The following is a 12,679-nucleotide window of genomic DNA, read 5'->3' as shown; positions in this document are numbered from 1 at the left end:
TTTTGTTACCAGCGTGCCCAGAAAATGAACTATTTTACTGATATTTCAATGTTTAAATGTTCATCTCATCGTCACCCTTACTTACAATTTTCTCGCTAACCATCTTGACAAATCCTGTTTGAAATGGAATGAAACAGCCCTGCCTTGGAAAGGGGGGAAACAAGAGAATCTAGTTCCCTCCCCTTTATAAGGGGAGGGTTAGGGTGGGGTAACTTCCCTCAACCTACAAATAACTTCCCTAATCTTCTCCACCACACCATCAATATCTTGATAAACTTCTTGATTCGTAAATCTCAAAAACCTCGTACCTTTTGATTCCAAAAAAGCTTGGCGATCGCGGTCATATTCTGGAACTCCATCTTGATAGTGACTATCACCATCAATTTCTATGGCAAGTCTCAATTCCGAAGAATAAAAATCCACTACAAATCTGTCAATACTGTATTGTCTGCGAAATTTACAGCTTTCAATTTGTTGATTTCTAAGTTTTGCCCAAACTATTTTTTCACATGGGGGCATATTGTTTCTGAGAGTTTACCGTTTTTGCTTTTCTGAGGTTTGGTTATACAGCTTTGTCATCAGCGTTTTCATATCCCTGGACTCTGCTTATTATTCCCAGGAACTAGCAGAAGCAATTCGCAACTGGTACATCAATCACGAAGATGTGAGAGATGCTGTATTACTTGAAGAAAGAGAAATTGAGAAAGTCAGTAAAACTCAGCCAGAATCTCAAGAAAATACCCCACAAAATCGCTACCGAGTTTTGCAAGATGAACTGCAAAAGTTGCAAGATAGAAAGACAGTTGCACCTGGGCAAAACCAACCATGAAAATATATGCACCTAACGTTCATCTCTTTGCTTTTCAACTTGACAAAAACTCAAACGATCCATCGGTTAATAAAAACTTTATCTGGAAAACTGGTGATGCAATAGTTGACACAACCTTACATCAAAACTTGGATCTGAGCCAGCATATAGACGAAAACAAAGAACCTAAAAGCCCTCGTGTATATTTGCTCACAGATGCAGAAGTTATTGATGATAATTATGCAATATCATTTGCGGGTAAAGTTCCCCTAGACCAAACTCAAGATGTACTAATTAAAGGTTTTGCTCATCCATTGCGGATTTATGACAGCTACAGTTTGTGGCTAAATTTCCGTCGTCCTGAAAAACAAAATAATATTCCAACACCAGATGTAGATATTACTTTTTTAAGTCAGTTAAATCAAAATAACTGTCTCACTTTCAAAGAACATCCGCTTTTTTTTGGACAAACTCTGCTGATTACCGCTTGGTTAACAGGCGCAAAAGATAAACAAAATGCTAAAGAAATAGCCCAAGAATGTTTAACAGCAGTTTTCCCAGATAGCCAAAAACAACCGCCATTCAATCGCCAAGGTGAATTATTTGGGAGTCCGATTTTTGAATATGGTTTATTTAGCCAAATATCTAACTATCAGCATGTGCTGATTTGGTTATTTGCCGATGAACAAGCTGATATTAAATTTAACCAATGCTATCAAGAGTTATTAGATTTATTTTTCTTCCGCACCAAAGTTGTCAAAGCTTATAAAGATAGCCGAGAAATTTATAAGCAACTAGATGCAGCTTATCTGCAAATAGAAGCAGAGATTGATAAAGTTCCTAAAGTCGGCGAACAAAAATTTATTGGTGTAGCTAATTTAACTGACTTAAAAAACCAATTAAAAACTTTACCCCAGCTAGTACTAACATATAGCCGCCTGTTGCGAAACTTTGAAGAATACCAAAATACCATCGCCATTAATGCTTATAATTACCAGTAGAGGTCACAGAAGATTCATGCTATAATAGGTGAAGATATGAGTTTTTTAGAAAACTTCAATCAAAAAAATAGCCCTTTCTTCCAACAACAAATCAACGCCGACTTAGGTTATTTTCGTCACGGTTCCGAGTTGCTGGGTAGAGCAATAGACTCAATTCGCGGCATAGTAGAAATAGAACAAGCAGAAAGCGATCGCACTTTAAACAATACCATCCAAGTACTAGGCATCGGCTTTGGCGGTGGTGCGATTATCTCCGGCGTCATCGTCCAACACATCGACAAAATCAACCAACCCCTAACCGCGATATCTCCCAACAATCCACCCCATCCGTTTTACGCATCTTTATTCTTGAGTGTTTTAGCTACATTGTTTTTTATTGGCATAGGTTTGCTGATAACTAAGCGCCAATATTATCCTAGAGATAACAAGTAAATACACAAATGATACAACTCTTGTAGAGACGCGATTCATCGCGTCTTTGACTGGATAAAGACGCGATGAATCGCGTCTCTACAATTGATAACAAAAATCCTTATGGCAAACACTATTTCAATTACGGATTCTCTGGTTCCCAATCCTGTACCAAAATCAACAATCATTCGCCTAGAAAATATATATAAAATCTACGGCAGTGGCGAAACCGAAGTCAAAGCCCTCAACGATGTAAATTTGACTATCCACGAAGGCGAATATTGTTCAATTATGGGGCCTTCTGGTTCAGGTAAATCTACAGCCATGAATATTATCGGCTGTCTAGACCGACCCACAGGCGGACATTATTACTTAGATAATATTGATGTGGCGCAAATGGATGATAAATCCTTAGCACACATTCGTAACAAAAAGCTGGGATTTGTGTTCCAACAATTCCACTTATTGCCCCAACTCACAGCATTAGAAAACGTGATGCTGCCGATGGTGTATGCTAGTGTAAATCCCAAAGAAAGAAGCGATCGCGCCACCGAAGCACTGACACGAGTCGGTTTAGCAAATCGCCTCAACAACAAACCAACTCAGCTATCTGGGGGACAACAACAAAGAGTAGCGATCGCTCGTGCCATTGTCAATCGTCCCGTAGTCCTCCTAGCCGATGAACCCACTGGCGCACTTGATTCGCGCACGACCCAAGAAGTCTTAGACATCTTTGGCGAACTCAACGCCAGTGGAATCACCGTTGTCATGGTAACCCATGAACCAGAAGTAGCCCGTCAAACCCAGCGCATCGTTTGGTTCCGTGATGGTCAAGTGGTACACTCCAACCTGACACCATCTGACTTGCATCAGTTAGCTGTCTCATAGGTTATTAGGCAATACGGTTCGGTTAAGGTTTTTTGATTAAAATTCTAAATTCCAAAGACAAGGGTAAATCGCCGTCTCTACAAAAGACTGATTATTGTAGAGACGGCGATTCATCGCGTCTCTTGTCTTAACCGAACAGTATTAGGGTTGGGGGTAGGGTAAAGCGTATGTGGGACAAGCGTTAAAGCTTAAGTTGACACCACTGCACAGCTGTGGTGGCCTACGATGGGATATGAACCGCGACTTCTAGTCGCCACAGCTAATTATAAACTCGCCGTTTTACCAGTTTGTGCTTGTGTCTCAATTGGCTTCACATCGGTGTAACCCATTTCACCAGCTATTGTCCGAAACACCGAAATTTGCTCATCAAAATCCAGTCCTTCAATTTCAGAAAGCAAATCATTAATCGCCTTACTTGGCTTGTAGCTACCTGGTAACCCAACCACTTGATTCCCCATAGCTACTGCCCAAGCATACCAAACTAACAGCTGATTGTTTTCTTTAATCGCCCCATAAGCGCGGGAATATTCTGTATCTTTGCGGTTAACTATATCCCGCATGATTGCCAATTGCTCGTCATCTGATAAATCAAAATAATCTCCTAGCAGAAGTGGTGCTAATTCTGGATCGGTCGCAGCGGGAGCAGCTGGAGTAATGGAATCACCCATTTTTTTATAAACAAAATAGAACCAAGCTAATTTGGCATCAGTATCTAATTTGTTAAACGCATCTACCAGTTTTTGAGTTTCATTGCTTTGAGCTTGAGAAATAGTTTTATCGTAACTAGCAGTCATAATTTGTCTCCAAGGTAATTTAAGCAGGCCAAACTAAGAGTTACCAGAGTTTGAGAATCAGATTCTACTATCAATAGAAAGAGTTAAATTAATTGGTAAATGCAGCATTAATCTACCTTTTAATAGAGGTAAAAATCTCTCGCAAGGAAGCAAGAAAGTAGCGAATTCCTTTGCTATGATTGCCCCAGCAATAAAAATTTACCTAAGGTTTTAATTATGCCAGATGAAGTAAAACCCAATGTTAATGAAGCTCCCACCCATGATGCTCAATTAGCTGCCGAAAACATAGCTAGTGGTGAAGAAAAAGCACCAAAGGTAGATTTTGAAGCTGATTATGCAGCTGCACAACAATTCAGCGTTAGTGAAGTTGACCGCACAGGTGAAGGAGCAGCCGCAGCCGAAGCCGCAACCGCTCCCAAACAAAAAGTCCCTCAGACAAAAGAGATAAAAACTCAACCCCAGTCAAGTGGCAATCCTGATGATTATGTAGAGTTGGCAAAGGAAGTTGGAAATTCCAAAACCGAGGGTGTAACTACTGTCAACGACGATTTAGTAGAAAAAGCTTTAGAAAAAGGTCAACCGAAAAAATAAGTTTACAGCTATTTTCAGGTAAATAGACCACGCGGTAGGGGCACAGCAATGCTGTGCCCCTACAACAGATGTGGTTCAAATACATGAAAACTGCTGTAAGTAATGCTAATTCTCTGTGAAGTTGCACATTATTTTCACCCCTTCCAACCTCCTACCCCCCTTGCTAAGGCAGGGCTGTTTCATTCCATTTCAAACAGGATTTGTCAAGATGGTTAGCGAGAAAATTATAAGTCAGGGTGACGATGAGATGAACATTTAAACACTGAAATATCAGTAAAATAGTTCATTTTCTGGGCACGCTGGTAACAAAATAACTAATTTTTAATTGCTATAACCCTTGATTTTTAAAGCTCTTTGGGGAATGAAACAGCCCTGCCTTGCTAAGGGGGGACACAGGGGGGTTGCCGCAGGCGGTGGGGTTCTTTCTATTGGTATAACTGAATTCTGAATTCTCAATTCTCAATTTTGAATTCTCACTTCATAACTTCCAGTAATTCGCTAGGTTGGTGAATTAAATAATCTGGATTTTGCTTAGCTAGTACTTCTGGTGAATTAAAGCCCCAAGTCACTGCAATTACTTGAATATTTGCTTTTTTTGAAGCTTCTATATCTCTAGTTTCATCTCCGACATAAATTACATCTTGAGGCTTGAGTTGTTTTTGCCTCAATACATTATTAATAATCGTTGTTTTACCAAAAATTGTAATTCCTGAATATATAAAATCAAATAAGTGATTTAAATCATTGATTTCGAGGAATTGCGTCACATTTTCTTTGGAATTAGAAGTGATAATTCCCAGCTTATAGCCTTGAGCTTGGAGTTCTATTAATGCTTCTTGAATTCCAGGAATGGGCTTTAATTCGGGGATTTTGCTTTTTAATTCTCCTTTAACCTTTTTAACTAGAAAAGGTATTTTAAACAGTGAAACTCCGGAATACTTAATAATTTCCCTAGATGTTAAGTTTTTGAATAGAGCTAATTGGTCTGGAGTGATTTGGATATAACCAAAGTCTACAGCTAGACGATTAGCAATACTAACAAGGGCATCTACTGTATCGGCAATTGTGCCATCAAAATCAAAAATAATTACTTTTTGGGTCATCTCTCGCCTGGATGCGTCAAGATTAGCACGAGCGTTGCGTCGTAACATTTCTGGTTTAATCCGCCGCAAGGCAGATGCTGGAAATCGTTCATCCCACTCCCTATCTGAGATTTGCGCTAATTCTAGCAGTTGTGGAGCAAGATTCCCAGGATAAGGCGCAAACTCTGCAATATCAGTTGTCTTGGCAAAACGTTGATTCCAAGGACAAACATCTTGGCAGATATCGCAACCAGCAACCCAGCCTTGCAAATGGGGTGTGAGTGTTTGTGGCAATTCTTCTGCCCGATTTTCAATGGTATGATAAGCAATGCAGCGATTAGCATCCACGACAAAAGGCTGAGTAATTGCACCGGTAGGACAAGCCTCAAGACAACGAGTACACCTACCGCAGTGTTCTGTATGGGGGCGATCGCTTTCTAGTTCCAAATTTGTCAACACTTCTCCCAAAAACACCCAAGAACCATACTCGCGTGTAATTACATTACCATTTTTGGCAATCCAACCAATTCCCGCTTGTTGTGCCCAGACTTTATCTTGCACCGGTCCAGTGTCTGCATAATAATTGGCTTGCACGCTTTCATCTAGTGATTTTAGCCATGTGGTTAGCTGCTTGAGTTTTTTATGCATCACCTTGTGATAATCCCTTCCCCAGCCATAACGAGAAATTTTGCCGTATTCTTTGCCTTGGGGACGTTGATGTGGTGTGTAGTAATTCAGTGCTACACACACAAGCGATCGCACTTCTGGCATTACTAACCGAATATCCTGACGTTTTGGGTTTCCCATCCATTCCATATCGGCTTGATAACCCAGCGCTAGCCATGCTTTCAACCTCTGTGCTTCTGTAACATCTACCCTGTCTACAGCAACAATCCCAATTTTATGAAAGCCCAACTCGCTGGCTTTTTCTTTCACTAGGCTGCTGGTTACGGAACACTGATTCATTGTTTTATATTTTGATTTTGCCTATCTACAGGCACACAAATTATACATCATCTAGTTATTCTTGTTGATTAACATTTATTGCTATTCCCACAGAAGTAGGGACATTGCAATGCAACGTCCCTACTTCCACCGTGAGAAATATTTGTAGATGTATCAGATATATCTCAATAGCGGCTTTTTTTTTACTGATTTTTGTAATGAAATTAATATTTAGCTAACCTACATATAGGTAATTTTATGACATCTGCTGAAATATCCCCAGTACAGCCTTCATCAGAATTCAAGATTGAGGGAATTACAGAAACAAGGGTACTGCGGTATTTTGAAACATTAAATGCAGGAGAATTTGAGGAAACTGCGGCCTTATTTGCCAAGGATGGTGTGATGCATCCACCATTGGAATCTGATATTGTTGGATGTGATGCGATCGCAGCTTACTTAAAACAAGAAGCCCAAAACATTAAAGCTTACCCCAATAGAGGAATAAGCGACACTTTGGAAAACGGTAACATCCAAGTCCAAGTCACAGGCAAGGCACAAACTTCTTGGTGCGGCGTAAATGTCTTGTGGATATTTATCCTCAACCAACAACGGCAAATTTTATATACTAGAATCAAACTTTTAGCCTCACCTCAAGAGTTACTATCTTTACGCCCTCAAAAATAGCAAGTAACTAATCATGGCTTAAGACCTACTCATTTGACTAATTCGGGTAAAGTAGCTTCTAACTTGAGACAGTTAGCGCCATTAATCTGCAACTTGTAGTCTACTTTATCCATAAGACGATTCATAATCAGCCAACCATAACCACCTTCTTGTTTTTCAACAGGGTCGGGAGCATAGTATGTAGACATATCAAAGCCTTCGCCGTAGTCCCAAACTTCTAGGGCAAGATCTCGGTCTTGGAGTTCCAAACGTAGTAGAATGGGCAAGTTTGGTTTATCCCTATGGGCGTGGCGTACTGCATTTGAGTAAGCTTCCACCAAAGCTAATCTCAAACGACTCGATTGGCGCGACCAATCCACTGAGTCACCTAGCTGGATTTTCAAACATCCCAGCAACCAGTTCTCGACAATATTGAGAAAATTCAAATCACTTGGTACATGAAGCTCACTTTTCATTACTTACAAAATCTCCAGCGAGAGTATAGTTTGATCATCTTCTTGGACGTGGTTATCTGCCTGGATGCGAGCTACTAAATGGTTCAGAGAAAGCGGTTTTTGCTCTTGTTGTAAGAGTTGCCAAAGACCATCTTGGTTTAGCATAGAGCGATCGCTTGGCTCAATGCCAGATAGGGCTTTTGCTGAACCATTTGAGTGATTTGATACCATTGCTTCTGTAATGCCATCACTAGCTAGTAGTAATGTGTCTCCAGGATCGAGAACCAAGCTACAAGACTGTGCTTGCCATTTGGGCAATATCCCTAAAGGAACGCTGCGGACTTTGAGGTAGTTGGGACTGTCGGCTGATGCCGCTTTGTGTGACCATAATAGTGGATAAATATGACCAGCATTAGTGTAAACGAGTTCCCTAGTGCTAGGGGTATAACAGGCCAACACAAGAGTGATGAAATAATTATTGCTAATCAAATCTTCACTCAGAGCGTGGTTAAGGTTCTGCATGACGATATTTGGCTGGGCTGGCGCTTCTTGAGATAATTCCCGGCGCAAAACGGAAATAACACTAGCCATAAATAAAGCAGCTGGAACGCCCTTACCAGAAACATCACCTACAGCCAACCACAAATCGCCTTTGGGATGGACAAACACTTCAAAAAAATCTCCTCCTACTTCCCGTGCCGGATAGCAGCAGGCTTGTACCTTCACACCTTTGATATCAGGTAAACTTTGGCGTAGCAGATTATATTGAATTTGGCGAGCCACCTCTAACTCATTGTGAATCTGCTGTTGTTTTTCCTGGAGGCGCTGGTAGAGTTTTGCTTGAGAGAGAGCTAAGGCTGCTTGTTCAGTTACACCTGCAATCAGTTGGATGTCTTCGTCTTCCCAGGGGCGATCGCGTCCCCATTGATGGAGAGCCAACACAGCCACCAGATGTTGCTGGTAGCTAAGTGGCACAACCAGATGATGACAGGGGTTACCGTCGTAAATTTCTTGAGCAAGTTGATAATGACGGGTTTGCAGGGCTTTTTCAATTAAAGCATTGGGGTCGAAGGCACAATCCAATACATCGGATTGAGGATCGTAGTATGAGAACAGGTCTGATGTTAGGCGATCGCCTTCTACAGGTCTAAGCAAGCAACTGGTAGCTTCAAATGTTTGTCCAATAGTTGCTACAGTCTTTTCCAGCATACTGTCGTAGTCTAAAGACTCTCGAATTGCCGTTGTTACCGCATTAAACAAAGATTCTCGCCGTAAAGCCCGACGTAACTCTTGGGTGCGTTTCTTGACTACGCGGTATGTATCCGTGGCTTGCTCAACTAGCGCTCTGAGTCGCTCCGGATTCCAGGGTTTGGTGATGTACTTGAATACTTGACCAGAGTTAATCGCATCTACCAAATCTTCCACATCAGTAAAACCAGTCAACAAAATCCGAATTGTGTCCGGAAACCGTTCCACCGTGCGACTAAAAAATTCGCTCCCACTCATTTCTGGCATTCTTTGGTCAGAAATAATCACAGCCATCTCGCCAACTTTCTCCAACATTTCCAAAGCACCAAGAGCATGATTAGCTTTGTATACTTGAAAATCCCGTCTAAAAGTGCGGTAGAGTAAATCTAAGTTATCCGGCTCATCGTCTACCACCATGAGCTTGAGTTTGTCCACCCCTGTCTCAGCCATATTTGACTTTAATTTTTCAACTATGTTTAGTGGCGAGATAATATGATGTTTATCCCACCTGACAACCAACGAAAATTTAGACCTAATCATTTTCAACAGTTATCAGTTATCAGTGTTTGAAACCTTGATAACTGCTGACTGTTAGCTGAATTTAACTTTTATCCCACTAACCCAGAACGCAAGGCGCGGACTGCTGCTTGGGTACGGTCATCGGCACATAGCTTATTCAAAATATTGCGGACGTGAGTTTTAACAGTTCCGACAGTGATGTAAAGCCTTTCCGCAATTACTGCATTGCTACAACCTTCGACAATCAACTGTAACACTTCTAACTCCCTTTCTGTCAGGGTGTAGGGTTCAATTCCTTCCAGATTCTCCGCAAAATCAGGATTAGGGGCAACGGTCTTGGTATCTACAAAAGCCGATTCGGACTTTTGGGGATTTTGTTGCGCTTGTTGTAATACAATTCGAGCGATCGCCGGATCGATCCAGGCGTTGCCATTGTAAGTGACTCGCACTGCTTCCAGCAAATTATCAAATTTAATATCCTTCATACAGTAAGAGTCCGCCCCAGCGGCAAAAGCCGCCAATACCGCTTCTCGATTATCCCGCAGTGTCAAAATTAACACCTTTGTGCTTAACTCTTCGCTATTAGTAGTAGATTTTACCTCCCGTGTCAACTCAATGCCATCCTTATCTGGTAAACCAATATCTACTATGGCAATATCTGGTTGTAGCAGTTTTAACATTTTTAGTCCCTCGGCGGCATTGGCAGCTTCCCCTACAATTTCAATTTCATCCTTTTGTAGTAGTGCTGTCCGAATACCCACACGAGTCAGGTCATGATCTTCAATCAGAGCGATACGAATTTTACTCATAGCCAACTTCAGCCCGTTACACTACCTTAACTGTAAAGTCGAGTTTACTAAAAAGTCTTAAGAGACCCAGATTAAACACATCTGTAATATAGAGGTGTCACACTTGAGCAACTCAAATCCTACGTCGAAAAGCAACACAGTCCTGACAATTAAGGGCACTTGATGTCCAGATTCCTACGAGCGGTTTAGGGACTTGCAAATCAAAAAATATCCAACTATTTCTTCTGGGGTGGGCATCTTGCCATTGGCGTCAATTTAAAGTTAAGGAGCAATTGTCAACAAGTAATCTTACTCAAAAGATTGCTCAAATCGAGGGAGAAAACACAATTTTTAGGCTAGCTTACGCGTCATATTTAAACGCATCATTGATTGTTGCCCACCGTATAGACGGGTGGGGAATTCCGCGAAAGAGGTTAAATTATGCTTTCTATTGTTACAACTGTTGCTGTCTCAGATAGCAGACGGGCGTACAATAGGGTAGGAAGTGGCTTCCATGCCTCACCCCTACCCTCATGACACAAACCAGAGTGGCTCCTCTTAAATTTTTCCTTGATAAAAACATTTGATAAACTTAACATTCAAGGAAGTGTGGTGTAAAATCAATCAAAAATAGGCTATGTCTAAATCGCCTGAAGCATTTTCAGTGTTGGGGATACCAGTTCATGTGATGACTAATTATCCAGGCTGGTTGTTAGAGTGCTTGCAACAAGGCAGAGGAACTCATGTGGTAACGCTCAATGCAGAAATGACTATGCAGGCAGAGCGTAACAAATTCCTAGCTCAGACCATTAAAAATGCTGAACTAGTTATTCCAGATGGAGCTGGGGTTGTTCTGTATTTACGCTGGCTGTTATGGCAAAAAGTGCAGCGTTTTCCGGGAATTGAATTAGCAGAAAAGCTTTTGCAAGAACTTGGACAGCACAAGACAGGAGCAAAAATATTTTTCTATGGTGCCGCGCCTGGAGTAGCTGCAAAAGCAGCAGAGTTCTGGCAGCAGCAAATTCCAGATTTGAATATGGTAGGCACTTACTCAGGTTACCACTCCCCTGAAGAAGAAGCACAATTGCAACAAACACTTGCCCAATTGCAGCCACAAGTGATTTTTGTAGGTTTAGGAGTGCCACGTCAAGAATTATGGATTGCCCAAAACCGCCATTTGTGCCCCCAAGCAATTTGGATTGGCGTCGGTGGCAGTTTTGATATTTGGTCTGGAACTAAAACTCGCGCTCCCGCTTGGTTAGGAAATAACAACTTGGAATGGCTATATCGGCTGTATCAAGAACCTTGGCGCTGGCGGCGGATGTTAGCTTTGCCAGAGTTTGCGATGAAAGCCTTTGTTTATCGCTGGACTGCAAGGAGTCCAATTAAGTGCTAAGTGGGGAGTGGGGAGTGGGGAGTAGGGAAGATGAGGGAGTGAGGGAGTGAGGGATAAGAATTAATAACCAGTCCCCAGTCCCCAGTCCCCAGTCCCAAGTCCCCAGTCCCCAGTCCCCAGTCCCCAGTCCCCAGTCCCCAGTCCCCAGTCCCCAGTCCCTTGCTATACTTAGCCGATACTGAAGTCTTCAACAAATTTTAAATTTCTCTGTTGGATTTGAAATTCCCAGGCAAAACCTGGGAATTCTGATTTTGGGGGGAATGTCAAATCTACGTTGGCAAAGTGTTTGGTTGTGGGTATGAGGAGAATTTAAGAATGCCAGTATTAACAACTGAAGTTAAGACAGAGAAATCCGTCGATCAACAGAACAGTGAAACTCAACAGCACATTAGCAACACTGCTGCAAAGGTGCAATTGCAATCTGTAACCAAGACCTACGCTAATGGCTGTCATGCCTTGTTGAATGCGAACCTTGAGGTTAAAAAGGGGGAATTTCTGTTTATCACAGGACCAAGCGGTTCTGGTAAATCAACGCTTTTGAAACTGCTGTATGGACAGGAGTTACCTACACAGGGAGAAGTAATTGTTGATGAATGTAATGTAGCGGGTTTAAGGGGCGATCGCTTGTCATTATTGCGCCGACGTATTGGCATTGTATTTCAAGACTACAAACTAATTACCCAACGGACAGTAGCAGAAAATGTAACTTTTGTACTCCAAGCTCAAGGGTATACCCGTAAAGAAATTCAACGCCGCTTAGAACCAACGTTGAAGTTGGTAGGTTTACTGAGTAAAGCTGACTGCTTTCCAGATCAACTGTCTGGAGGAGAGCAACAGCGGGTGAGTATTGCGAGAGCCATCGTTAGCACACCACCACTGCTGTTAGCCGATGAACCAACGGGAAATCTCGATCCAGATAATTCTTGGCAAGTTATACAAATTCTCCAGAAGCTAAATTCCTTTGGCGCTACGGTGATTGTTACCACCCACGATGAACAATTGGTCAGGCGGTGCAATCATCCGGTAGTGCAAGTTCGCAATGGACGGCTGTCTCGAAAATAGTCATTTGTCATTTGGTAATGATCAA

Annotated in this window: 14 protein-coding genes and 1 pseudogene; 8 read left to right on the top strand and 7 right to left on the bottom strand. The window is 41.8% G+C overall.

Features of this window, described 5'->3' with window-relative positions; genetic code table 11:
• Positions 1 to 198 precede the first annotated feature (198 nt).
• The gene (locus IQ276_RS10780; protein ID WP_228043164.1) at positions 199 to 519 is read right to left on the bottom strand and encodes an endonuclease domain-containing protein; all 321 of its coding nucleotides are present in this window, start codon (positions 517 to 519) and stop codon (positions 199 to 201) included.
• Between the two features lies 1 nt (position 520).
• Between IQ276_RS10780 and IQ276_RS10775 the strand changes: the two genes are divergently transcribed.
• From IQ276_RS10775 to IQ276_RS10760, 4 genes are all read left to right on the top strand, one after another.
• A complete protein-coding gene (locus tag IQ276_RS10775; RefSeq protein ID WP_228043165.1) occupies positions 521 to 829 on the top strand; it encodes a hypothetical protein in 309 nt (102 codons plus the stop codon).
• Positions 826 to 1,809, top strand: coding sequence for a hypothetical protein (locus IQ276_RS10770; protein WP_228043166.1), 984 nt, complete (start codon positions 826 to 828; stop codon positions 1,807 to 1,809). Before IQ276_RS10775 ends, IQ276_RS10770 begins: the two co-directional genes overlap by 4 nt.
• A gap of 36 nt (positions 1,810 to 1,845) precedes the next feature.
• Positions 1,846 to 2,241, top strand: coding sequence for a hypothetical protein (locus IQ276_RS10765; protein WP_228043167.1), 396 nt, complete (start codon positions 1,846 to 1,848; stop codon positions 2,239 to 2,241).
• Positions 2,242 to 2,343: 102 nt separating this feature from the next.
• Positions 2,344 to 3,108, top strand: a complete 765-nt coding sequence (locus IQ276_RS10760) for an ABC transporter ATP-binding protein (RefSeq protein ID WP_228043168.1) — start codon at positions 2,344 to 2,346, stop codon at positions 3,106 to 3,108.
• Between the two features lie 263 nt (positions 3,109 to 3,371).
• On the opposite strand, the gene IQ276_RS10755 is transcribed toward IQ276_RS10760, so the two are convergent.
• Entirely contained in the window at positions 3,372 to 3,902 is a 531-nt protein-coding gene (locus tag IQ276_RS10755; protein WP_190878125.1) for an orange carotenoid protein N-terminal domain-containing protein, read from the bottom strand.
• Positions 3,903 to 4,118: 216 nt separating this feature from the next.
• Between IQ276_RS10755 and IQ276_RS10750 the strand changes: the two genes are divergently transcribed.
• A complete protein-coding gene (locus IQ276_RS10750) occupies positions 4,119 to 4,493 on the top strand; it encodes a hypothetical protein (protein ID WP_193918377.1) in 375 nt (124 codons plus the stop codon).
• A gap of 473 nt (positions 4,494 to 4,966) precedes the next feature.
• Here the strand turns inward: IQ276_RS10750 and IQ276_RS10745 are convergent, their stop codons facing one another.
• Positions 4,967 to 5,596 carry an HAD-IA family hydrolase gene (locus tag IQ276_RS10745; RefSeq protein WP_228043169.1) on the bottom strand — a complete coding sequence of 210 codons (630 nt, stop codon included), beginning with the start codon at positions 5,594 to 5,596 and terminating at the stop codon, positions 4,967 to 4,969.
• Positions 5,571 to 6,541 (bottom strand): annotated as a pseudogene (gene queG / locus IQ276_RS10740) (tRNA epoxyqueuosine(34) reductase QueG). Before queG ends, IQ276_RS10745 begins: the two are co-directional and overlap by 26 nt.
• Before the next feature lie 237 nt (positions 6,542 to 6,778).
• On the opposite strand from queG, the gene IQ276_RS10735 reads away from it, so the two are divergent.
• Positions 6,779 to 7,207 (top strand): nuclear transport factor 2 family protein, encoded by a 429-nt coding sequence (locus IQ276_RS10735; RefSeq protein ID WP_193918382.1) that lies wholly within the window; start codon positions 6,779 to 6,781, stop codon positions 7,205 to 7,207.
• Between the two features lie 29 nt (positions 7,208 to 7,236).
• Here the strand turns inward: IQ276_RS10735 and IQ276_RS10730 are convergent, their stop codons facing one another.
• From IQ276_RS10730 to IQ276_RS10720, 3 genes are all read right to left on the bottom strand, one after another.
• Entirely contained in the window at positions 7,237 to 7,662 is a 426-nt protein-coding gene (locus IQ276_RS10730; RefSeq protein WP_073641258.1) for an ATP-binding protein, read from the bottom strand.
• Between the two features lie 3 nt (positions 7,663 to 7,665).
• Positions 7,666 to 9,339 (bottom strand): SpoIIE family protein phosphatase, encoded by a 1,674-nt coding sequence (locus IQ276_RS10725; RefSeq protein WP_193918384.1) that lies wholly within the window; start codon positions 9,337 to 9,339, stop codon positions 7,666 to 7,668.
• 158 nt (positions 9,340 to 9,497) lie between these two features.
• A complete protein-coding gene (locus IQ276_RS10720) occupies positions 9,498 to 10,217 on the bottom strand; it encodes a response regulator transcription factor (protein WP_193918387.1) in 720 nt (239 codons plus the stop codon).
• 616 nt (positions 10,218 to 10,833) lie between these two features.
• Here IQ276_RS10720 and IQ276_RS10715 point away from each other — a divergent pair.
• Both IQ276_RS10715 and ftsE read left to right on the top strand, forming a co-directional pair.
• The gene (locus IQ276_RS10715) at positions 10,834 to 11,592 is read left to right on the top strand and encodes a WecB/TagA/CpsF family glycosyltransferase (RefSeq protein ID WP_190878113.1); all 759 of its coding nucleotides are present in this window, start codon (positions 10,834 to 10,836) and stop codon (positions 11,590 to 11,592) included.
• Positions 11,593 to 11,907: 315 nt separating this feature from the next.
• Positions 11,908 to 12,654: a cell division ATP-binding protein FtsE gene (gene ftsE, locus IQ276_RS10710; protein ID WP_190878111.1), complete on the top strand. Its 747-nt coding sequence runs from the start codon at positions 11,908 to 11,910 to the stop codon at positions 12,652 to 12,654.
• The last annotated feature ends 25 nt before the right edge of the window (positions 12,655 to 12,679 follow it).

Source organism: Desmonostoc muscorum LEGE 12446 (assembly GCF_015207005.2).
Classification (GTDB): domain Bacteria; phylum Cyanobacteriota; class Cyanobacteriia; order Cyanobacteriales; family Nostocaceae; genus Nostoc; species Nostoc muscorum.
The sequence above is the reverse complement of the archived record's forward strand: the minus strand, read 5'-3'. Positions and strand labels throughout refer to the sequence as shown.